The organism is Microbulbifer mixtoriginis (SeqCode) (genome assembly GCF_052468275.1).
In genome coordinates, this window is the sequence record NZ_CP174341.1 from 1,233,799 (window position 1) to 1,254,945 (window position 21,147).

Sequence of the window (21,147 nt, forward strand, 5' to 3'; positions counted from 1 at the left end):
TTTTATGAATTATTATGAGCTGCGAGCTGAATTTTTACATGTCAATAGTCAGCCTGAAATTGAAAGGCAGAGTTTAAAAGATGAACAGGTGAGGCAATTATTGCGAGAATCCTTTGAAAAATCTGATTATTATCGCAAGCTAATTATAAATAATAACATTGATATAGAGGAAATAAGAATTTGTGAAGATTTATATAAGCTACCGATTATAAGTTCGGAAGTATTCTCAACTTCTATGTCAGAAGTTAGTATGAATTATGATAATATTGTTCGCTATTGTCATACTTCAGGCAGTACCGGTGCACCGAAGCGCGTGCCTTATACACGTAAAGATATTGAGCTGGCAATAATCTCTCAGGCTCGAAGCTATTTGCTTGCAGGTGTTGAACCATTCGATAAATGTTTATGTGCAATGACTTATGGTCCTTGGCCTAGTGGGATGATCTGTCATGCTGCCAGTGAAATTTTTGGTCTCACTATTCCTGCAGATTCTTTTCTAGGAATTGATCATCAGCTACAGAGTCTACAAAAAGATAAGCTGAATTATATGGTTTGCTTACCTTCATTGTTACCGAGGCTAGAGCGTTACTGTCTGGAAAAAAACGTATTGCCCGCGTCTTTGAGTATCAGGAAAATATTCGTAGTGGGTGAATTATTTTCAGAGACTTTTCGGAGTTACTATGAGGGGGTATTCAACGCCAAGTTAATTAACATGTATGCAAATACGGAATTTGGACTAATAGCGAGTGAATGCCAATATCATAACTTACATGTCTGGGAAGATCTTTTTCATGTAGAGGTTATTGATCCAGATACAGGTAAGTTATGTGAAGATGGCGTCACTGGGGAATTAGTAATAACAGCGCTGAAACGTGAAGCTCTTCCTCTGATTCGTTATAACACACACGATTTGGCTGAAATGTATAAGGAGCCATGTGAGTGTGGCCAAACTGGAGCCTATTTGGGCCCCATCAGAGGGCGTCGCGATAATATGTTCACAATCAATGGGGGAAATATATATCCAATTGTGTTGGAAAATATTGTTACAGCCATTCCTGGACTCAGCTCCTTTTACCATTGCATTATTGATAAGATTGATGGGCACGATCAATTATCATTTAAAATTGAAGCTAAAGATAATGTTGATGATCAGGAGAAAGAGTATTTGGTGGGTGAGTTTTATAGAGAGTTGACTAGTTTTGATCTAACGCTTCGTATGATATTCCTTGGGCTTGAGTCTGCTTCAAGACTAAATATAGATATCCTGCAGCCTGGTATAATTAGTCAGAAATCAGGGAAGATTAGAAAAATTATAGATAGAAGGTGATTTCTGCATCATCAATATCTTTTCAGTTTGTTGCTTTTGTGGTTAAGTGTTCCCCCGTATAGATGTAGTATATCGAGTAAGGTTGAGGCTGGCTTAAAGTTAAACATTGTTGGTTTGATAGGTGTGAATTTGGGTAAGCCTTATTTTTTATTAATAAAAATAAAATTACATATTGGGTGAGCTCATGTTCAGATGTTGGATTTTTGCGTATTTATTTTTGATCTCCTCTTTTTCTTTGGGAGTAGAGGTTGACAAGTCACCATTGATAGTTGGCGATTCGATAAGCTTTTCATCTGCAATCTTAGATGAAAAGCGCACGTTGAATGTTTACCTACCAGAGAGTTATCAACGCGACACTAAAAGAAGTTACCCGGTAATCTATCTTTTAGATGGTTCTATGAATGAAGATTTTGTTCATATAGCTGGTTTGTTGCAATTTGGGTCCTTTTCCTGGATTAATATGCTACCGGAATCGATTCTTGTTGGAGTCGTAAATGTAGACAGGAAACGGGATTTTACATTCCCCTCGGCTAAGAAGCTGGATAGGCAAGAGTTTCCAACCTCTGGTGGTTCGGATAGTTTTATAGGTTTTCTTGATAGAGAAGTTCAGCCTCTAATTGAAAACAATTATCGTGTAAACGGGGATTCTACTTTGATTGGTCAGTCCCTTGGGGGGCTTTTGGCTACAGAAATTCTATTTAAACGTGCAGATCTCTTCGATAATTACATCATTATTAGTCCAAGCTTGTGGTGGAGCGGAGAGTCTCTTTTGAAAAAAGTTCCTAAAGATTGCTGTGATGATAAGTCGGTCTATGTAGGTGTGGGGAAAGAAGGGGAGGTCATGGAACGGCTGGCAAGAACTTTATTCAATAAGTTAGATAATAATAAAAATAATATACACTTCGGTTATTTTGAACAGCTGGATCATGGCGATACGCTGCATCTTGCTGTATATGATGCATTTGATAAAATTTTTAATACTAAATATTTAGGTGATAAAAAGGATTAATTGGGTGCAAGTAGGCAGTAGTATTATGTCCTGATTTGTTGATCAAGTGGTTTTATATATTAAGATCATTTGTTTTTTGAAGGGAGGGTATTTATTAGCCCTTCCTGTAGTTCCTTTTTGTCCAGCTGGTGATATTTCCTCTTGATTTCATTGATATCCACGCTGGGCTTGGGAAAAGTCATTTTTAAGGACTCCATTGCATCTGCCACTATGGAGGCAATCGCAAGATTCCTAAACCATTTGTGGTTTGCGGGAATGACAAACCATGGAGCATGAGAGTGGCTGCATTTTTTTAGGATATCCTCAAAAGCCTGGGTGTAGGCATCCCAGTAGCTTGCCTCCGTATAATCGCTCTCGCTGATTTTCCAGTGTTTGCTTGGGTCATCAATACGCTGTTTAAAACGTTTCAGTTGTTCATCTGCATCAATATGCAGAAAAAATTTTAATACCAGGGTGTTGTGGTCGGCTAATAATTGTTCGAAGTGGTTGATATGATCGTAGCGCTTGGACCAGATGCTCTCTGGTACCATATTATGCACCCGTTGAATTAATACATCTTCATAGTGGGATCGGTTAAAAATCGCCACATGTCCCTGTGCAGGGGTGACTTTGTGACACCTCCACAGGAAATCATGGGCGGCTTCTTCTTTAGATGGTTGCTTGAAGCTGGTTACTGTACAGCCTTGGGGATTCATTGCTCCAAGCACATGATTAATAGTGCCATCTTTACCGGAGGCATCCCGACCCTGTAGGCAGATCAATAGGGAGCGCTTGTGCTCGGCATACATAAGATATTGCTGTGCGCGAATTCTTTCATCTAATTTATCAATGACTGGCTGGGCCTCTTCGCGATTTTTATAGCAATCTTTAAAACTGGCATCGATCTTATCTAACTGTACCTTGCTGCCGGATTTTACCTGGAATGCCTCGAAGCAATTCATAGTTTTATTTCTTCATGGTAGGTTAAATGATTTGTCCATGCAGGTTGGATTAAATATCCTGCAGACGTTGATAGAGTAGCTTCTTCACCAGATCCAGAATAAACATCCACAAAATCATATAGAGCCAAACGAGCCCGATAATACGCCAGGGAATAGCAGGTACCAGCCAACCAAATCCACACATCAAAACCGTGAGCGCCTGAGTACCGACAATAGCGATAAATAACTTCATTGCGGGCAGTGGCTTTGCGAAGAAGGCAGAGCGAGATCGCACGACAAAAAGTAGTAAATGGCCGCCGGCAACAATTTGTAAAAAAATAATCGTTTGGATCTGAGACTTATCCAGGGGTATCCAGGATTGCCATTGACTGTTTTGTAGCCATTCCATACCAATCAAAAGCAGCCCCATGGTTTGTGCGATAGAAAAAATGCCGATAATGGTTGAACCCAATAATAAATCGCGCATTTCCCAATGCACCGGCTCTTTCGGCAGCAGGGTGTTGTCGTAGGCAATAGTCATAATGGGAATATCGTCAAGCAGTGCCACTAATACGATCATGACTGGGGTGAGGGGAGAAAAACCGAAGAGGATAGTGGCAAACACCACCACCACCATAATATCCAGGGTCATGGATACCCGAAAGAGCACATAATTAATAATGCGCTCAAAGATCTTGCGTGCTTCGTCAATAGCATCCACTACAGTGGAGAGGCCTGGAGCGGTGAGAATAATCGCCGCTGCGGCACGGGCCGCATCGGTGGCGCCACTAACGGCAATTCCGCAATCAGCTTGTTTTAGGGCTGGCGCATCGTTGACACCGTCTCCGGTCATTGCCACCTGGTGCCCTCTCTCTTGTAAGGCTTTTACGATTGCGTACTTATGTTCGGGGAAAACACGGCCAAAGCCATCGGCGCGTTCAACACAATCGACCACCTGCTTGGATAAGTGGTCCATATTCTCCGAGTCGGTAAAAACATCGGCGGCGGCGTAAATATTCTGCCCAATCCCCACCTGAGCAGCGATTTCTTTGCCGATAGCGACGTCGTCGCCAGTAATCATTTTTACCTGCAGCCCGTGCTCCCTGGCCCGGCTGATGGTTTGTTTGGAATCATCCCGAGGCGGATCTTCTAGAGAGAGGATGCCAAGAAAGTTCCAGCTTTTCCCATCATTGGAACTCGCCACACCCAGGGAGCGTAAACCCCGTGCGGCGAGTTCCTGCACACAGTCTGAGGCTTTCTTTTCATTATCACCACTGAGCTTGCACAATTGCATCACCGCTTGGGGCGCACCTTTGCAATAAAACAAAGAATTTCCACTGTCATCGACTACTTGGGCCTGGGCACGCTTGATTACTGGGTCGAAAGGAGTGAATTCTTTGAGCTGGTAATTATTAAGTGCTTTCTTATCTTTGAGGCCGGCAAAAATTGCCTGATCGATCGGATCACTAGAACCTTTTTCCGAGGCGAGTGCCGCGGCGAGAATTAACTGTTCCGGGCTCTTGGCGACAAATAATTTGGGGTCGTGCAGGCTTAGCTGGTTCTTGGTGAGCGTTCCGGTTTTATCGGAGCAGAGAATATCGACCCCGGCAAGCTCCTCTATAGACTCCAGTCGCGAGACTATGGCTTTTTTTCGGGATAGCGCCAGGGCACCGAGTGCGTTAGTGACAGTAATTACGGAGGGCATTGCCACGGGAATCGAGGCAATTAATAGCACCAAGACTGTGCGTAAAATATTAATAATGTCCGACCAGTGCCAGCTGGGAGCCACTACTATGTCACGGTAGAGCTGGGTACCTACCAGTAACAAAGCCAGCACCAGGCACAGCACTATCAGGAAATCGCCAATATGAGTAACGGCTTTTTGCGAATGGGAGGCGCCTTGGCCGGCACCGGCTACCAGCTTTGCGGTGCGGCCAAAAAAAGTATTACGCCCGGTGCCAATTGTAACGGCGGTCATTTCGCCGCGCTTGGCGATACTACTGGAATAGCCGATGTCTCCTATTTTTTTGCTGACCGGCAATGACTCACCCGTAAGTGCAGCCTGATCGATACTGATGGATTTGCCGTCGACAAAGCGCACATCTGCGGGTACCACCTGGCCGAGTTTGATTCGTACAATATCCCCAGGAACTACATCGGCAGCGTCAATGGTATGAAAACTACCATCGCGCAACACCTCCGCCTGCGGCGCCATGCTGGCCTTGAGCGCGGCCAGGGCATTGGAGGCCTTGTGCTCCTGCCAAAATCCCGCGACGGCGTTGTAAAGTAGTAGCGCCATAATAATGGCGAAGTCGGGCCAGTGACCAATAAGTGCCGATAGCAGGGCAGCGGCTTCGATCATCCAGGGAATGGGCCCCCAAAAAAAACGCAGAAACTTGAGCAGTGCGCTTTGTTCTTTCTCCTGGATGCTATTGGGGCCATAGCGTTGCAGACGTGTCTCGGCCTCGGCCTGGCTTAACCCCTGAGGTGAGGTGTTGAGTGCCTGGTAAATGGAGGGTAAATCGGCTTTCTGCAGGTCAACCTGGGAGCCTTTTAAGTCGGCTTTACTGGCGTTTCCGCTTTCGGATTTTGGCCCGGTTATTGGCACGGATCGATTCCGCCTGTTGAAAATAATTTCTCGTCGAATGGTCCGCCTGTTAACGACAGTTGGGGTTAAATACGGCTAATCATTATTGAATGATTGGGCGGTGTATCCATATTAATTGAACATTATAGGCTGTGATCTGATGGACACCCGTAGCTAATAATTTTCACCTTGATCAGCTTAAAGACATCCTTTTTTAAAGGTGTCCAGGCTGAAGTCCCAAAAGGCTTTAACGCGTGCTGAATTGCGCATTTGAGGATGAGAAAGTAACCAGAAATGGCTTTGGAACTCTTTAAGCTCGAATACTCTCTTTAGTTTGTAAGGTTGCACCATTTTTTGGTCCCCTTCGGGCAAAATGGCAAAACCCAGTTTTGCATTGGCTGCACCTGCCGCCGCCATTACCGAATTACAGTAAATTACTTTGCGGCTATTCTTAAATATTTTTTCACTCCAGCGACCAATCGGCAAACTCAAACCGCGATAACCAATAATATTCTGCTGCTTAATCTCATCCAGTGTCATTGGACCGCTAACCAAGTCTGGATGGGCAAAAATATGCCAGTTGATATCAAAGAGCTTCTTGGCAATGACGTTATCCGGAGCGCTAGGTGATCCACGAAAGGCAATGTCCGCCTCCCTCTTCTCCAGTGATAGGTGTTCCGCCGAGTCTATGAGTTCAAATTCAACTTTGGGGTGGTGTAAGCGAAAGGCGGCACAGAGTTTTGGGATCACCTCATAAGAGTAAGAGCCGATTGAGGTAATACGGATAATGCCTTCCATTTCCAGGTTTTTAATGCCGGTATTCAAGGCAATGGCATTGATATTCTCGGCGGCTTTTCTGGCGTGTTCTAAAGCTGCATTCCCTTCGTCTGTGAGGAAATAGCCCTGCCTGTCTGCCACGAAAAGCTGGCAGCCAAGATCTTTTTCCAAGCTCTGTAGACGCCTCCAGGCGGTGGAATGGTTTACCCCCAAGGCTTTGGCTGCACTCTGTAGGGAGCCGTGATCTGCCACGGCTATCAGGTATCGAAGATCGTTCCAGTCCATCATTTTGCATTTATGCAATTATAAATTGCATAAATTGATAATTTAGTTGCCAATTTGCAGAGATTATAGTCTCCGCATCATTGTTGTTCACTAGCTGGAGAGACTATGAGTCACAAAATTCTTGCCGTTTATGCCTCTGCCTTAGGGGACCATTCGACTTCCAGGTCACTGGCTAAGCACTGGCTGTCACGACAGGCTGCCACTGAAGTCACCGAGTTGGATTTAAGTCTTAACCCGGTTCCGCATTTGAGCGGTGAAATGGTAAGTGCTTTCTTCACCCCTGAGGAGCAGAAAAGTGCAGCCCAGAAAGCGCTAACGGAGTATTCGAACAATCTTATTGAACAGGTCAAAAATGCAGATACGGTACTGATTGCAGCACCCATGTATAACTTTGGTAGCCCATCTACCCTGAAAGCTTGGTTTGATCACTTAGCGCGGGCCGGAGTGACTTTTACGTACACAGAAAATGGACCAGAGGGTTTGATTAGAGATACCAAAGTGGTCTTGGTCACGACATCTGGGGGTTTCTATAAAGATTCTGTGATTGATTTTCATGTGCCCTACATCAAACATTTTCTCTCATTTATTGGCATTGACGATGTCACGGTCATTTATGCTGAAGGGCTGAATATGGGGGATGACCACAAAGAGACTGCCTTAACTCAGGCTAAGGTAGCTCTGGAAGCAATCTGATCTATGAGGCGCACAGCAAAGTAAAATAAAGCAAAGTAAAAAAAGCCGGCTTTGGGCCGGCGGAGAAGCAGACGTCGAAAGGATAAATGACGTTGCAGAGAGACAGAAAAACCAACTTATAGCCCTGGGAGAGATACTGCCGTTTTTCTGAAATTGGCAGCCGGTGGTTGTTGCCACCAGCTGGTAAAATTTTTTGACGGGCTGTTAAAGCCTGAAATTAATTATTGTTTCGCAATACACCGGCGCCAGCGGCGGGCAAAACCAGCGTGTTTTCTCTCAGCTCCATTGCAAACAGGCCTGGAGTAATATCCTCGGCCCCAAAAAACTCTTGTGGCAGAGCGTAGCTTTCCTCAGTGGCGCCTAGGTTCAGGGCGACTAGGTACACTTCCTTATCTGCGCGGCGCACGAACACCAATAAATCATTGCCGGTATCGAGCACTTCCTGTTGTGCGGTAGCCAGACTTTGGGGCAGTTGCCGGTGCCATTTGATCAATGCACGGAACTGGTTGAGCATAGAGTGCTGGCTGTCTTGCTGCAGGTTCACGGCTAAGTTCCGGTGACTCTGGGAAATCGGTAACCAGGGTTTCCCGCTGGTGAAGCCGGCTTGATCAGCGGTATCGGTCCAGGGCATAGGCGTGCGGCAGCCATCGCGACCTTTGAACTCGGGCCAAAGGTTAATACCGTAGGGGTCCACCAAATCCTCAAAGGCGATATCCGCTTCCGCCAGACCCAGTTCTTCCCCCTGATACAGGCATACGCTACCGCGCAGTACAAGTTGCATCAGTAGGAACAGGGGCGCGCGCTTTTGCGCTAGCTCCAGACTAAGGCCGCGGTTCCAGCGGGTGATAGAGCGCGGAACATCGTGATTGCTAATGGACCAGCAGGGCCATCCTTTTTCAATTACCGCGCGGTTCTTTTCCAGGGTTTCGCGCAGGAATTGCGCGCTGCAATCCTCGGTTAATAAATCGAAGGAATAGGCCATATGTAGGCGCTGTTCCGTGGTGTAGTCCGCCATGATCTTATGGGTATTATCGTCACCCACTTCGCCCACGGTAACGGTACCCGGGTATTGATCCATCAGCTGGCGCACACGCTGTAAAAACACCAGGTTTTCTGGCTGGGATTTGTCGTTCTTGTGCCATTGGTAATCGTAGTGATTGACCGGCGGCAGTCCTTTTTGATCCAGCTTAAGCGGGCGGGGAGGATTATCGCTGAGGGCCTGTTGATGGAAGATAAAATTCACCGCATCCAGGCGGAAACCATCCACACCGCGATCCAGCCAGAATTTCATATCCGCCAGTAACTGCGCCTGCACCTCGGGGTTGTGCACATTGAGATCTGGCTGCTCTTTGAGGAAGTTGGCCAGGTAGTATTGACGGCGGCGGGTACACCAACGCCAGGAGCCACCACCGAAAACAGATACCCAGTTATTGGGCGGGTTGCCATCGGCTTTAGGGTCCTGCCACACATACCAGTCGGCTTTGGGATTGTCGCGGCTGCAGCGGCTCTCCTCGAACCAGGGGTGCTGATCTGAGGTGTGACTCAGAATCTGATCGATAATAACTTTCAGGCCGCGGGCATGGGCGGCCTCAATTAAGCGGTCGAAGTCCTGCAGATTGCCGAAAATCGGGTCCACATCGCGATAGTCCGCCACGTCATACCCAAAATCCACCATGGGGGATTTAAAGAATGGGGATATCCAAATAGCGTCCACACCAAGGGACTTCACGTAATCCAATTTCTGGGTGATACCTGGCAGGTCGCCGATACCATCGCTGTTGGCGTCGCAGAAACTGCGGGGGTAAATCTGGTAAATAACGCTGTTGCGCCACCACTCGGTGCTGTTGCCGCTCATGGATTACTGCCTTGTCTCATTATTCGAAGGGTGGGGCGGGCCCACTCAGGAAAGGATAGGGTGAGTATGGCGAAGGGCGGAGCCGCGTTCCTCCTCCCCATAGAGGGGGGGAGGGGCTGACCGGGGGGATTTAGAGCAGGAGTAACAAGTTTCGGGAACTGCTCAAATAGAGATGTGCAGAAATCCTGCGGTGGAGTTTTGCGCACATCCCTGTGCCCCGACTCGCAGTTATTCCTATGGGCGGTCCTGCACCGAGCGCAGCATTTGTTCGGCCAGGGTAATCGCTTCCTGGCGGTCTTTGACATCCAGCTTTTGGTAAAGGCTGCGGATATGGGTTTTGATGGTACTCGGCGCCACTTTGAAGTGCCTGGCGATACGCTCGTTCGAAAGGCCTGAATGAATAGCGTTTAAAACCTGCCACTCCCTCGGAGTGAGTGGTGAGTGACGCAGAAAATCCGGTACCGCGTCGCTGGCGAGAATCTCGCGAATAATAGTGTCGTCCAGCTCAATACGAATGCCACCGTCCAACTCCGGCTGTTGCTGGGCGAGTTTAATCAGTACTTGGGCCTTGTCGGTGGATGCCTCATCCAAGCCCCGTTCCAGCGCAGCCTTGAGAATCACAATCAGGGGTTTGCCAATTTGTAGAAAGCTGGCGCGAAATCCTCTACCTGCAGCCAGCAGTAGTGCCTCGCTAATGGCCTTCACGGCCTCACCGTGCTGTTCGCGCAGCCACAACAGGTGGGACTCCAGCACACGGTTGCGCAGGCGATCGGTGACTAAATGACACTCTTCCGCGACCTGTTGCAGGCGGCTCAGCAGGCGATTGGCGTCGGACCAGCGGTGCAGTTCGATCAGTGCGCGCACATGGTTGCGGCCGTGACACTGTTCAAAGTGATTACTGGGCCTGTCTGCAACTGGCGCAGCTTGCTCCAACCAGCTGGCAATGGCTTGTTGGTTGTCCAGGGCGCGCCAGGTGCGAATACGTGCGGCATCGGCATTGGCAACCCAGTCGCGGTGGTAGCGCCCATCTGAGAGTAAGCGGTCGATGCGGGTCAGCCACTCCAGCGACTCCTCTTTTTCTCCGCGCGCCTGGGCTAGTTTCAGGAGCAGCGTGTATTCCGGTAGTAGCCAGTGTTCACCCACCTTGCGGTTGATCTGCATTCCCCGCCGGGCCGAGTGCTCGGCGCTCTCCAAATCCCCCTTTTCCCACTGCAGCTGTCCGAGCAGGCGGCAGACAAACTCGGCGATGGGCAGGGTGGAGAGGTGGTGTTTCTGCACCAGGTTGGACACCTTTTTCTGCAGTGAGGCAGATTTTTGTAGAAGCCCCTGGGCGAAGGCGATCTCACTCTGTTGGCAGATGGCCCAGGCGGCGCTGGGAATATCTCCCTCGGCGATGGCCAGGGCCTCCACCTCCAACATATGGGTCGCGGCGGGCTCTAATGCGCCCAGGCAAAAACTGGTCTCACCGGTGACAAGCAGTGCCGAAATCCGCTCGCCTAGTTGGTTGGGTTGTAAAAGCCCCAGGGCCTCTTCGGCATACTCTTTGGCCTGTAGGGTCTGGCCGCGAGCGATGGCCACCTGGGCGCGCATGGTGGCGAAAGCCCCTTCAAACTGACGCCATTGCTGTGGGTCCTGCCGCTGCAGCCAGCTCTCGGCGGTGGCGAGCATTTTCTCGCACTGGTCGTATTCAAAATTCTCCCGCGCCATTTTTGCCGAGAGCAGGGTGAAGCGCGCACTCTGCTGCAACGCCTCACTGCCGAGCCATTCCAGGCAATCACGCAACAAGCGCGACTGCCCGCCGCGCAGCAGTATTTCTCCCTGGCTATCGAGCAGCTGACACAGGCGCTCGCGGTCACTGCCAGCGAGGGCATGGCGCAGGGCTTCCACCGGCTGTTCCATTTCCTGCCAGGAATCACAAGCGAGAGCGTGCAGGTGCAACAGCTGCTCCCGATTGGTGAGCTGGCGCTGCAGGAAGCGGGCGAATACCGGGTGGAAGCGGAACCACTGGCGGCTGGAGTCCTGTGCCTGTAGGAAGAGTCCGCGCCGCGCCGCCTCTTCCAGCAGTTGTTGGCCATCGCTGCGGCCACTCAGGCGTTCCGCCAGCTGGGCATTGACACGGGTGAGGATCGAAGTGCGAGCGAGTAACTCGCGCAGCTCTGGCTCCAGCCTTTCCAGCACTTCTTCGGCCAGATAGTCGAGGATATGGCTGTGGCCCTGCTCCAGTTCCGTCAGGTAGCGGTCTACTTCTTGGCGATCGCGCACCGACAGGGCGAACAGTTGTACCGCTGGTGGCCAACCCTCGCTCAGGTGGTGCAGTTGAGCGGCGCGGTCGCCATCGAGATTAAATGGCAAGCGCTGCTTCAGCAGACGTGCGATCTCTTCGGTATTCAGGGCCAGTTGATCGCTGCCCAGCTCTAATAGGCGGCCTTGTACGCGCAGGGTGGCCAGCCCCAAGGGCGGCTGGCTGCGGCTGGTGAGAAGGACCCCGACGCCTGGTGGTGCGTGGCGCAACAGGAAGCGAGTGACGCTGTGCACCGCCTGGTTGTCGATATGGTGGTAGTCGTCGAGCACTATGCGCAGTTCGCTGGGCAAGCTGCGCAGTTCACCCAGCAGATGACTGATGACAGTTGTTGGATCCGGACTTTGTGGCGCCGCCAATAAGCGACAGGTTTGCGGTACGCCTTTGCCGGTAGCGCGATGCACGCTTTCTACCAGATAACGACAAAACTGGCTCGGTTCATTGTCGCTGGGATCAAGGGTATACCAGGCCATTGGATTTTCCTGCGCCGAGGCCCAGGAAGTGACCAGCGTGGTTTTACCGTAGCCCGCCGGTGCCGTCACAAGCAGCAGCTGGTCGCTGTGGCTGTCGTCGAGCAGTGCCAGTAAGCGCGGGCGCACCAGGGTATGCTCGGGGCAGTCCGGCAGGCTGTATTTGGAAGTTAAAAGCATCGCTGCGGGCAGGATTGTTTTAAATGTCTGATTTTTATACAGGGATATTATGCACTAGCGGAGCGCTTTTGTGACAGATTTGCGCTGAGGATAGGACGACTTGCTGGATTCTCTTTGGCTAATACTAGAAGAAGCTTTGCTTATGACGGTATATTGATTGGCGGATCCAATCAGTCTTACCGATCCAGCCCAAAGAGACAAAACAATCAGAAAAAGACCCTGCGGCCAGTTTTTGGCTTGCGGTGTCCGGTGTCAGGAACACATCCCTGTGTTCACCGAGACCGGCGTAGAGCTACCCGACAGCGTTATCTGCTTTCCCGGCTGACATTCGTTGCCGTAATACACGAACGTTTGTACGCAGTGGGGGATTCTTGGATCACTGGATTATGAAAAAACAGAGTTATTTCCGAAAAAATTTGGTGAATAACTGATGCCGTCAGGGAGGTAGGTGCGGCTTCGACAGCAATAATAAAAAAGAGGGAGTTATGGCCGATATTGTGGTTTTGGCAGCGCCGGCTGTGGATGCCGCACACAGGAACTGTGTAAAGCACTTGTTTTCCATGCTCAGGGAAAACCTGGGTGACGACTGGGCGCGCCTTCATTGCGATACTTTTCCTACTGTGGAAGCACTGCCTGGTAATACCCAGCGAGTATTTGAAGATATGCGCAAGTGCGAGGTGGATAGTCTGCGCGCGCGCAAATTCCTGCTCAACACCCTGGCTGAGAACTCGGCACAATTGGGGGATATCCATAGCCGTAGTGGTCTCTACGAGAGGACCCAGACAGCCATTTATCAAACTCTACAAAAGGCTGCAGCCGCCGCTGGCGATTGCGCTCCGGTGTTGCTTATCAGTCATTCGGCCAGCTGTATTAGCTTGTCCAACTATTTGTGGGATGCCCAGCGGCCCAGCGTTAACCACGGTGTCTGGCGCGATGGCGGGCCAGCCGAGGTGCGCAAGGGCTCCGCGCGGGAGCGCTTTTTGCGCCTGAAAACGCTCAGCCATTGGTATACCCTCGGGGCCGGCACGCCGCTGTGGTTTGGGGCCAAGCAGCGGGATCAGATCCAGGCGGTGGCTACGACCTCTCGCGGGTATCAATTCCGCTGGAAAAATTTCTACCATCCGGATGACCTGCTCGGCTGGCCTCTTAAGCCTCTCAGCCCCAGTTACAACCAAGCGGTATTTCGGGATTACGCGACAAGGCCACTGTCCGATCCAGACAATGCCCTGGCCGGTTCGCAGCTACTGCCACCGGAGGATTACTGGCGCAATGAATTGGTGTGGGAGCAGCTCGGCAAGGACCTGAGCACTCTTCTGCAAAACACCAAGCCGAAGGCAGACGCATCCGCACAGCGATCTCGGCGGGCAGTCGCGGTATAATCGCGGCACTAGCTACTACTCCCGAATCTAGCCACTACTCCCGAATAAGGATGGGTTTTACCATGTCGCTGCAATTTCAAACGGTCCCGGTCACTCCTTTTCAGCAGAATTGCACTCTGCTCTGGTGCGAAGATAGCAAGCGTGCCGCAGTGGTGGATCCGGGTGGCGACCTCGACAAAATTCTGGCGGCGGCGCAAGAGCGCGGGCTCAACATTGAGAAAATCCTGCTTACCCACGGTCATCTGGATCACGTGGGTGGTACTGCGGCGCTCTCTAAACAATTGCAGTTGCCGGTTGAGGGCCCCCATGAGGACGATGGTTTCTGGATCGAGCAGCTGCCCGTGCAGGCGCAGATGTTCGGTTTTCCCTCAGTGGAGGTGTTCACCCCCGATCGCTGGTTGCAGCAGGGCGATACCGTGACTGTCGGCGACCAGGAGTTGGAGGTGCATCACTGCCCTGGCCATACCCCGGGACATGTGATCTTTTTCCATTGTCCGAGCAAGTTGGCACTGGTGGGCGATGTGCTGTTTGCTGGTTCTATTGGCCGCACCGATTTCCCCCAGGGGGATCACGATACTTTGATTCGTTCGATCACCGAGCGCCTGTGGCCACTGGGTGACGATGTACGTTTTGTTCCGGGTCACGGTCCTATGTCCACTTTTGGTCAGGAGCGTCAGACCAATCCGTTCGTCGCCGATAAACGTTTCGGCTGATAGGTGGTACCGGCAAAACAATAATCTATCGGGAGCCCCTTCCCATGCCTATAAAGCTGAGTGTTTTCCTGTTGACACTGGCCACTGCTATTAGTGGTTGCGCTGTTATTTCCGAGGCGGATTGCCGCAGTGGGCTCTGGTATGAGCGAGGCCTACATGACGGCGCCCGCGGGCGCTCCCAGGCGCTGGTGTACGATATCGCCAAGGAATGCCAAAGTTACGAAATCTATGTGGACAGCGAGGCTTGGTTGCAGGGCCACGAAGAGGGCGTGGAACAATTTTGTACCGCTGAAAATGGCTACGCTCAGGGACGTCAGGGGCGAAAATATGAGGGCGTATGCACTGGGCCCACCGCGGATATTTTTTTAAAGAGTTATCAGCGTGGCCTCGCCCACTATCGCGTAGCACAAGAGTATCGCGATTTATTGTGGCGTCGGGATAATTTAGAACGTGAGCTTTACTCCCTACATCAGGCCCTTAGGCACAGTGATAGCGACAAGCAGAGGCGTGCGCTTTACTTCCAGCACAGCCGACTCAAATGGGAGTTGCGCATGTTGGATTTAGAACTGCACCGCTATGGCCTTTTCGGCCCAGACTATTTCACGCCGGGTTTTTATCCGCGCGGCTTTTTTTCATCCGGTTTTTTTTACTGGTGAATTTAGTGGGCTGATATGGCAAGTCAATTCAGTCATTTCCCCCGACCCCAGTTTGGATTTTCAAGAGAGTTATTCCCATGGCAATTTGGCACGTTACTCCCACCCTGGAAGAGATTAACCGGGGCACCGCCCAGTGTATGCCCGGTTATCTGGGCCTGGAGATTACCGCAATCGGTGAGGATTACCTGGAGGGCAAGCTGCCGGTGGATCATCGCACTCGCCAGCCGTTCGGTATTCTACATGGCGGTGCCAATGTGGTGTTGGCGGAAACCCTGGGATCTATCGGTGCCAACCTGCTGGTGGATACCAGTAAGTTTTACTGCGTTGGCCAGGAGATTAATGCCAATCATCTGCGTCCTGTGCCTGAGGGTGAAGTTACTGGCCGGGCCAAGCCGGTACATATCGGGCGCACCAGCCAGGTGTGGGAAATTCTGATTTACGCCCCCAATGGCAAACTGAGTTGTATCTCCCGAATTACCATGGCAGTTGTGGCTCATGCCGCTGGGTAAACTTAACCGGGTTTTATTGAGGCGGTTTTTATGAGTGAAGTGCGGGAATATTTTTTTGAAGATATTCCCTACCGCTTGGTGCGCTCGGCAAGGCGCAAGCGCCTGGGTCTGGTATTGGCTCAATCCGGCGTGGAAGTTCGTATTCCTCAGCGCTGCGCTGCCCGCCACGGCCATCAGTTTTTGCAGGAAAATATCCAGTGGGTACGCGCCCAATTGCTCGCTGCCAACCAGCGTGCGGCACAGGTGCCACAATATCGGTTTGAGTTTGGTGAGCACTTTCCTTGGCTGGGTAAAATGCGCCCCTTGGAGCGCGCGTCTAATCGAGGTGGTGCGGCAATCACCGAAGAGGCCATTCATCTCTATACCTTATCGCCAACCCCCACAGCGCAGCAATTACAGGGGGCCCTACAGCGTCTCTACCAGCGCGAGGCGTTGGCCCTGTTAACAGAAAAGTCCCAGCGCTTGGCCGAACAACTGGACTTGCAGTTTTCCACACTGCGAATTCGGCGCACCAAGAGTAAGTGGGGGCACTGCAGTATTCGTGGAGACCTGCAATACAACTGGTTGGTATGCCTGGCACCGGAACCGGTGGTGGATTATCTGGTGGCCCATGAGGTCAGCCATTTGCGTCACCATAATCACGGCCGCGATTTTTGGCTGCTGGTACAGAGTGTTTGCCCTCGCTATAAGGAGCTGCGCCGCTGGTTGCGCGATAATGGCCACCGCCTCACGGTATAGACTTTACCGACAGGTCCCATTGATTTCAGATGTTTTGAATATTCAGTAATTTCCTATGAGCAGAAAACCGCGTTTTATCACTCCGCGTAAGACGGTAAAAAAATCTTTGCCCACCCAGGCAGAAGCCTGTGTGGAAAAATTTAGCCACGATATGCGCGGTCTTGCCCGTGTGGGTAAAAAAACAGTATTTATCGATAACGCCCTGCCTGGTGAAGAAGTGCGTTTTCGTTATAGCACTCATCGGGCTCGCTTCGATGAAGGTGTTACCAGTGAGATAATTCAGGCTTCGCCACTGCGCTGTGAACCGCGCTGCCCCCATGTGTCCCTGTGCGGGGGCTGCTCCCTGCAACACCTGCAGGTCGATGCGCAGATTGTCGAAAAACAAAAAATCTTGTTGGATCAGCTGGCTCGTTTTGGTGGTATTGAACCCGAGGAAATTTTGCCTCCTCTGCTGGCCGAACCTTACGGCTATCGACGCAAGGCACGTATCGGTATTCGCCAGGTGAAATCGGCAAAAGGTAAAAAACTCGTTTTTGGTTTTCGCAAAAAGCGCAGCAACGATTTGACCGATATCGATGAGTGCCATGTTTTGCACCCTTCTATCGCTCAACATATTCCTGCGTTAAAGCTACTGGTGGCGGAGAGCGAGGGGCGTGCGCACTTTTCCCAGTTGGAAGTGGCGGTCGGTGATGATGTGGCGGCCTTAGTGTTACGACACCTGCAGCCTTTATCGGAAGGGGATCGACAGCGCTGGCAAGACTTCGCTAAATCATCAGGTATATACATGTATATACAACCTGATGATGCGGCTTCGATTCAGCCTCTGTGGCCACAGAATAACGAGAATTACCTCAGTTATCGTCTGTCGGAATTTGACCTGAGCCTGCACTTCCAGCCGATGGATTTTTTCCAGGTGAATTTCGAGGTCAACCGACAGATGGTGAGTCGTGCTGTGCAGTTATTGGACCCGCAACCCGGCGAGAGGGTGTTGGATCTTTTCTGCGGACTGGGAAATTTCACCCTGCCATTGGCACGCCGCGCCGGGGAGGTTATCGGTATCGAGGGCGTTGGCGCTCTCACCCAAAGAGGCAAGGAAAATGCCGCACTTAACGGACTGAACAACGTGCGCTTTCACACTGCCGATCTGAATGAGGAAATGGTGAAAAAGGCCTGGGCCAGCGGCGGCTTCGATAAAATTTTGTTGGACCCTCCGCGCGATGGCGCCTTGCAGGCGGTGCGTGGTATCGCCCGTTTCAAGGCGCAGAAAGTTGTTTACGTGTCCTGTAACCCGGCGACTCTGGCGCGGGACGCCGGGGAATTGGTTCAGCTGGGTTACCGTCTTAAGCAGGCCTGTGTCATGGATATGTTTCCGCAAACGTCCCATGTGGAATCTATGGCGGTATTTGAGCTGGATTCCTAAAGCCATTTATTCAATTTTATTCCGTCCCTGTATGTCATTTAAAAAGTCCTGGGGGACGGAAGTAAAGCAGTTTTGCCTGATGCCAGAGCCGTGGTCTTTGCGTTGGTGCGGGGGGCAAACTGGCGTAAACTGCTGGCAAACTTATTAAGCGAAGATGTTATGCAAAGCGAACCCTTAACTGATGATTTTGAAGAAAACTGCGCACGTTTTTTGCCAGAGGCAGCCGAACAGGGCTGCGTCTGGGCGCTGCAGGGGGAAGAGGGCTTTGCGTTGTGCGAATCCGAAAAACGCCCACAGACCGAAGTGATGCCCTTCTGGTCCCAGCGGGAATTTGCCCAGGCACACTGTGAGGGCGATTGGGCGGAATATCAGGCGGTAGCTATCGACCTGGAAGAATTTATGGATGACTGGCTCACCGGTATGCACGAGGATGTACTGCTGGTGGGGCTGAACTGGAACAATGAGCTGGAAGGTGTGGAGCTGGAACCCATCGACCTGCTGGAGCAATTGGAGCAGGAGCTGCAATAAGCTGCGCCATAGTGCCCCACCCAGCGGATAAAAATTAAACAACGGGGTGTCTTAATGGAGCAGTTTCTCGGCCTGCGTACAGTAATTTACGGTGTAACAGATATTGCAGAGGCCCGTGCCTGGTATGCGCAGCTGCTGCAGAAAGAACCCTATTTCGATAGCGATTGCTATGTGGGTTTTCATCTCGGCCATTGTGAACTGGGCCTGAATCCGGATGCGCGCAGCGCGATCAGCCGCGCGGATGGGGTGATCGCCTACTGGGCGGTTGCGGATATGGCCGCACAGGTCGAGCGTCTTGGAGCCATGGGTGCGCGACAACACAGCGATGTGGTGGATGTTGGCGAGGGCGTACTGATGGCGAGTTTTCTCGATCCTTACGGCAATATTATTGGCCTGATTGAGCAATCCCAGGCCGTGTCGGAGGATTCGAACCAGTAAACGGAGCAGTCCCCGTGAACAAACCACCAGTTTCCAGTTTTCGAAAATCTCCTGATAGCTTTGCCGCAGAGAGCCTTGCGCAAATTGGCCGTGGCTATGTGGCGCCAGACAGAGTCGCTCTGATTACGGGATGTTCCAGTGGTATTGGTCGCGAGCTGGCCTTGGCCTTACATCGCCGCGGTACTATTGTTATCGCTACCGCGCGACGCCCGGAAAGCCTGCAGGAACTGGCGGACCTGGGCATCGCTACCGAAGCTTTGGATGTTAATAGCCAGGCAGATATTAACCGGGTGCTACACGCTCTCAAGGCCGCCTACGGTCGCCTGGATATATTGATCAACAACGCCGGTTACGGGCAGATGGGCCCGCTGATGGAGCTGGATACCCGCTCCCTGGAAAATCAATTTCGCACCAATGTATTTGCACCGCTGGCACTGGCGCGCGCTAGTGTGCCGTTGATGCGCTCGTGCAAGAGTGCTGTAATTTGTAATATCGGTTCCGTATCCGGTGTTTTGGCTACCCCTTTCTCTGGGGCCTACTGCGCTTCCAAAGCGGCCCTGCACACACTCTCGGAAGTCTTGCGCCTGGAACTGAAACCTTTTGGCATTCGCGTAATGACAGTGCAACCTGGGGCTATTGCCTCAGAGTTCGGTCGCCACGCGGAAGTATCACTGCGCGGTCTCTTGCCTCCGGATTCAATGTATAAGCGCCAGGAGGAGGTGGTGCGCGCCCGCGCTCAGGAGTCACAACAGAACGCCACTTTGGCTAGTTCCCTGGCGCGCAAGTTGGTACGTGAACTTCTACGCAAACGGCCGCGCACACTGGTGCGTATCGGCAATCGCAGCCGCCTGTTGCCCTGGCTTGCGCGCTGGTTACCGCATAAATTGCGGGACTGGATTTTATTGCGCCGTTTCAAGTTAAACCGTTTGGCGCACAAGGTATAAGTGAGGCTTAGGACTGCCTCCCCGGTGTTTTTCATTTGAGTAATTAATTACTTTTCTGCTCAATGCATTACTGGAAATTATCCACTTAAAATTTTTAGCTATTAACTAACAGTCGCGCCTGTGATTCAGCCAGTCCTTCACTTCTGAAAAACTACCGCGAAATAGGATAGGGCTGTCACGCTTTTCCATCAGGTGGTTGTAACCACCATCGTAATATTCTCGCAATAAACACATCACCAGTGGAATATAGGCCTCACTGTTCCCACTCTGTTGTAATTCTCGATTTGCATCCATAAGTTGTGCATCCAATATTTGATGGCGTAATCCACCGAGGCGCTTGCGGATTTTACTCAGGTTGTTGCGCAGTTCTTCTCCCAATGTCGCTGCGGAGGAATTGTCAGCAGTTTTAAAGCGCGGCAGGGCCTCGCACACATAATCTTGCACAATACGCCGGGCTCGTTGCTCCAGCGGTTCCTCCACCAGGACTCTGGGAGCGCTTTTCATGGCATTTTGTAATACTGGGGGCAGGGCACAGCGGCCAATAAGCCGGCTTTCATCCTCGATAAAAACTGGTCCGGTAGCTTGCGACAGCTTGAGTAAATCGATACCCACTTGGTTTTCAAAATCAATTTGAGAAGGCTGATCACAACCCGTACGGCCAAAGCTGGAGCCGCGGTGCCTGGCAATTCCCTCCAGGTCGAGTGCTCGTTCTGCACCCTGAATTAACTCTGTCTTACCACTGCCGGTGTGACCGGCAATAACGATCAGCGGCAGCTCTTGGCTCAGGCCTTCCAGCTTGCTGAGCAGATAGGTGCGCATAGCCTTGTAGCCACCATCAACTAGTGGATAATCAATTCCCACATCTCGCAATAATTTCTGTGTAGTGCGCGAGCGCAGGCCGCCACGAAAACAGTAAAGGTAACCCTGGGGGTGGCGATGAATAAATGTACTCCAAGCGTTGAGTCTATGCTCTACGACTTTATCCGTGGCTAGTTGCCATCCCAAATCAATAGCGGCCTGTTGCCCCTGCTGTTTGTACTCTGTACCAATTAACTCCCGTTGTTGGTCGTCTAATAACGGGTAGTTTTCTGCATGGGGAAATGCTCCGCGCTGAAACTCCACCGGTGCTCGTACATCCATCAGCGGAATATCGTGTAGGAATAGATCACGGTAATTCGTAGTATTTTTGCGCAAGGAGGGTCTCCAATATTGCTGTGGAGAGCTTCACTCATTAATGAGGGCTGACCACTCTGAGGCTCTTATAGAGTTAATCAAAGAAACTTTGGTCGATTGTAAGGCTTTTGCTTGTTTGTGCGCCAATCCGCTTTAGCGGCTAACCGAATAAAATGGCTCCAGGGTATGTCACCACCAATAATTTAGGAGCTAGTAGAGCATTAGTCGCGAATACTTGTGGGTAATT

At 51.1% G+C, this 21,147-nt stretch carries 18 protein-coding genes; 12 read left to right on the forward strand and 6 right to left on the reverse strand.

Annotated features, from left to right (window positions below; all coding sequences use genetic code 11):
- Nucleotides 1-4: 4 nt before the first annotated feature.
- Nucleotides 5-1,327, forward strand: a complete 1,323-nt coding sequence (locus ACJJIC_RS05510) for a phenylacetate--CoA ligase family protein (protein ID WP_445356570.1) — start codon at nucleotides 5-7, stop codon at nucleotides 1,325-1,327.
- 184 nt (nucleotides 1,328-1,511) lie between these two features.
- Entirely contained in the window at nucleotides 1,512-2,336 is an 825-nt protein-coding gene (locus tag ACJJIC_RS05515) for an alpha/beta hydrolase (protein WP_444910615.1), read from the forward strand.
- Between the two features lie 65 nt (nucleotides 2,337-2,401).
- On the opposite strand, the gene ACJJIC_RS05520 is transcribed toward ACJJIC_RS05515, so the two are convergent.
- From ACJJIC_RS05520 to ACJJIC_RS05530, 3 genes are all read right to left on the reverse strand, one after another.
- A complete protein-coding gene (locus tag ACJJIC_RS05520) occupies nucleotides 2,402-3,277 on the reverse strand; it encodes a polyphosphate kinase 2 family protein (RefSeq protein ID WP_444889277.1) in 876 nt (291 codons plus the stop codon).
- Nucleotides 3,278-3,326: 49 nt separating this feature from the next.
- Complete coding sequence (locus tag ACJJIC_RS05525; protein WP_445356571.1) at nucleotides 3,327-5,864, reverse strand: plasma-membrane proton-efflux P-type ATPase; 2,538 nt, start codon at nucleotides 5,862-5,864, stop codon at nucleotides 3,327-3,329.
- A gap of 177 nt (nucleotides 5,865-6,041) precedes the next feature.
- Nucleotides 6,042-6,908 carry a LysR family transcriptional regulator gene (locus tag ACJJIC_RS05530; RefSeq protein ID WP_444910613.1) on the reverse strand — a complete coding sequence of 289 codons (867 nt, stop codon included), beginning with the start codon at nucleotides 6,906-6,908 and terminating at the stop codon, nucleotides 6,042-6,044.
- A gap of 102 nt (nucleotides 6,909-7,010) precedes the next feature.
- Between ACJJIC_RS05530 and ACJJIC_RS05535 the strand changes: the two genes are divergently transcribed.
- Nucleotides 7,011-7,598: an FMN-dependent NADH-azoreductase gene (locus ACJJIC_RS05535; protein WP_444910612.1), complete on the forward strand. Its 588-nt coding sequence runs from the start codon at nucleotides 7,011-7,013 to the stop codon at nucleotides 7,596-7,598.
- A 217-nt stretch (nucleotides 7,599-7,815) separates the two neighbouring features.
- Here ACJJIC_RS05535 and ACJJIC_RS05540 read toward each other — a convergent pair whose 3' ends face one another.
- Nucleotides 7,816-9,453: an alpha-amylase family glycosyl hydrolase gene (locus ACJJIC_RS05540; RefSeq protein WP_444910611.1), complete on the reverse strand. Its 1,638-nt coding sequence runs from the start codon at nucleotides 9,451-9,453 to the stop codon at nucleotides 7,816-7,818.
- A gap of 234 nt (nucleotides 9,454-9,687) precedes the next feature.
- Complete coding sequence (gene malT / locus ACJJIC_RS05545; protein ID WP_445356572.1) at nucleotides 9,688-12,402, reverse strand: HTH-type transcriptional regulator MalT; 2,715 nt, start codon at nucleotides 12,400-12,402, stop codon at nucleotides 9,688-9,690.
- Between the two features lie 485 nt (nucleotides 12,403-12,887).
- On the opposite strand from malT, the gene ACJJIC_RS05550 reads away from it, so the two are divergent.
- The 9 genes from ACJJIC_RS05550 to ACJJIC_RS05590 all read left to right on the forward strand — a co-directional run bounded on the left by ACJJIC_RS05550 (nucleotide 12,888) and on the right by ACJJIC_RS05590 (nucleotide 19,727).
- Nucleotides 12,888-13,781 carry a hypothetical protein gene (locus ACJJIC_RS05550; protein WP_445356573.1) on the forward strand — a complete coding sequence of 298 codons (894 nt, stop codon included), beginning with the start codon at nucleotides 12,888-12,890 and terminating at the stop codon, nucleotides 13,779-13,781.
- Nucleotides 13,782-13,843: 62 nt separating this feature from the next.
- Complete coding sequence (locus tag ACJJIC_RS05555) at nucleotides 13,844-14,494, forward strand: MBL fold metallo-hydrolase (RefSeq protein ID WP_445356574.1); 651 nt, start codon at nucleotides 13,844-13,846, stop codon at nucleotides 14,492-14,494.
- A 44-nt stretch (nucleotides 14,495-14,538) separates the two neighbouring features.
- Nucleotides 14,539-15,150, forward strand: a complete 612-nt coding sequence (locus ACJJIC_RS05560) for a DUF2799 domain-containing protein (protein ID WP_445356575.1) — start codon at nucleotides 14,539-14,541, stop codon at nucleotides 15,148-15,150.
- 77 nt (nucleotides 15,151-15,227) lie between these two features.
- Nucleotides 15,228-15,659 carry a hotdog fold thioesterase gene (locus ACJJIC_RS05565; protein WP_152455066.1) on the forward strand — a complete coding sequence of 144 codons (432 nt, stop codon included), beginning with the start codon at nucleotides 15,228-15,230 and terminating at the stop codon, nucleotides 15,657-15,659.
- 30 nt (nucleotides 15,660-15,689) lie between these two features.
- Nucleotides 15,690-16,397 carry a M48 family metallopeptidase gene (locus ACJJIC_RS05570; RefSeq protein WP_444882887.1) on the forward strand — a complete coding sequence of 236 codons (708 nt, stop codon included), beginning with the start codon at nucleotides 15,690-15,692 and terminating at the stop codon, nucleotides 16,395-16,397.
- Between the two features lie 55 nt (nucleotides 16,398-16,452).
- The gene (rlmD, locus tag ACJJIC_RS05575; RefSeq protein WP_445356576.1) at nucleotides 16,453-17,817 is read left to right on the forward strand and encodes a 23S rRNA (uracil(1939)-C(5))-methyltransferase RlmD; all 1,365 of its coding nucleotides are present in this window, start codon (nucleotides 16,453-16,455) and stop codon (nucleotides 17,815-17,817) included.
- A gap of 72 nt (nucleotides 17,818-17,889) precedes the next feature.
- A complete protein-coding gene (locus tag ACJJIC_RS05580; RefSeq protein ID WP_444910605.1) occupies nucleotides 17,890-18,345 on the forward strand; it encodes a DUF2750 domain-containing protein in 456 nt (151 codons plus the stop codon).
- Between the two features lie 54 nt (nucleotides 18,346-18,399).
- Nucleotides 18,400-18,783 (forward strand): VOC family protein, encoded by a 384-nt coding sequence (locus ACJJIC_RS05585; RefSeq protein WP_444887301.1) that lies wholly within the window; start codon nucleotides 18,400-18,402, stop codon nucleotides 18,781-18,783.
- Between the two features lie 14 nt (nucleotides 18,784-18,797).
- Nucleotides 18,798-19,727, forward strand: coding sequence for an SDR family oxidoreductase (locus tag ACJJIC_RS05590; RefSeq protein WP_444882884.1), 930 nt, complete (start codon nucleotides 18,798-18,800; stop codon nucleotides 19,725-19,727).
- A 105-nt stretch (nucleotides 19,728-19,832) separates the two neighbouring features.
- Here the strand turns inward: ACJJIC_RS05590 and mnmH are convergent, their stop codons facing one another.
- Nucleotides 19,833-20,921 (reverse strand): tRNA 2-selenouridine(34) synthase MnmH, encoded by a 1,089-nt coding sequence (mnmH, locus tag ACJJIC_RS05595; RefSeq protein WP_444887299.1) that lies wholly within the window; start codon nucleotides 20,919-20,921, stop codon nucleotides 19,833-19,835.
- Between the last annotated feature and the right edge of the window lie 226 nt (nucleotides 20,922-21,147).

Bases quoted from the DNA above. Each gene is read 5' to 3' on its own strand.
- ACJJIC_RS05560 (WP_445356575.1), top strand. From the start codon at position 14,539: ATGCCTATAAAGCTGAGTGTTTTCCTGTTGACACTGGCCACTGCTATT.
- ACJJIC_RS05540 (WP_444910611.1), bottom strand. From the start codon at position 9,453: ATGAGCGGCAACAGCACCGAGTGGTGGCGCAACAGCGTTATTTACCAG.
- ACJJIC_RS05570 (WP_444882887.1), top strand. From the start codon at position 15,690: ATGAGTGAAGTGCGGGAATATTTTTTTGAAGATATTCCCTACCGCTTG.
- ACJJIC_RS05550 (WP_445356573.1), top strand. From the start codon at position 12,888: ATGGCCGATATTGTGGTTTTGGCAGCGCCGGCTGTGGATGCCGCACAC.
- ACJJIC_RS05520 (WP_444889277.1), bottom strand. From the start codon at position 3,277: ATGAATTGCTTCGAGGCATTCCAGGTAAAATCCGGCAGCAAGGTACAG.
- ACJJIC_RS05535 (WP_444910612.1), top strand. From the start codon at position 7,011: ATGAGTCACAAAATTCTTGCCGTTTATGCCTCTGCCTTAGGGGACCAT.
- rlmD (WP_445356576.1), top strand. From the start codon at position 16,453: ATGAGCAGAAAACCGCGTTTTATCACTCCGCGTAAGACGGTAAAAAAA.
- ACJJIC_RS05515 (WP_444910615.1), top strand. From the start codon at position 1,512: ATGTTCAGATGTTGGATTTTTGCGTATTTATTTTTGATCTCCTCTTTT.
- malT (WP_445356572.1), bottom strand. From the start codon at position 12,402: ATGCTTTTAACTTCCAAATACAGCCTGCCGGACTGCCCCGAGCATACC.
- ACJJIC_RS05510 (WP_445356570.1), top strand. From the start codon at position 5: ATGAATTATTATGAGCTGCGAGCTGAATTTTTACATGTCAATAGTCAG.
- ACJJIC_RS05555 (WP_445356574.1), top strand. From the start codon at position 13,844: ATGTCGCTGCAATTTCAAACGGTCCCGGTCACTCCTTTTCAGCAGAAT.
- ACJJIC_RS05585 (WP_444887301.1), top strand. From the start codon at position 18,400: ATGGAGCAGTTTCTCGGCCTGCGTACAGTAATTTACGGTGTAACAGAT.
- ACJJIC_RS05530 (WP_444910613.1), bottom strand. From the start codon at position 6,908: ATGATGGACTGGAACGATCTTCGATACCTGATAGCCGTGGCAGATCAC.
- ACJJIC_RS05565 (WP_152455066.1), top strand. From the start codon at position 15,228: ATGGCAATTTGGCACGTTACTCCCACCCTGGAAGAGATTAACCGGGGC.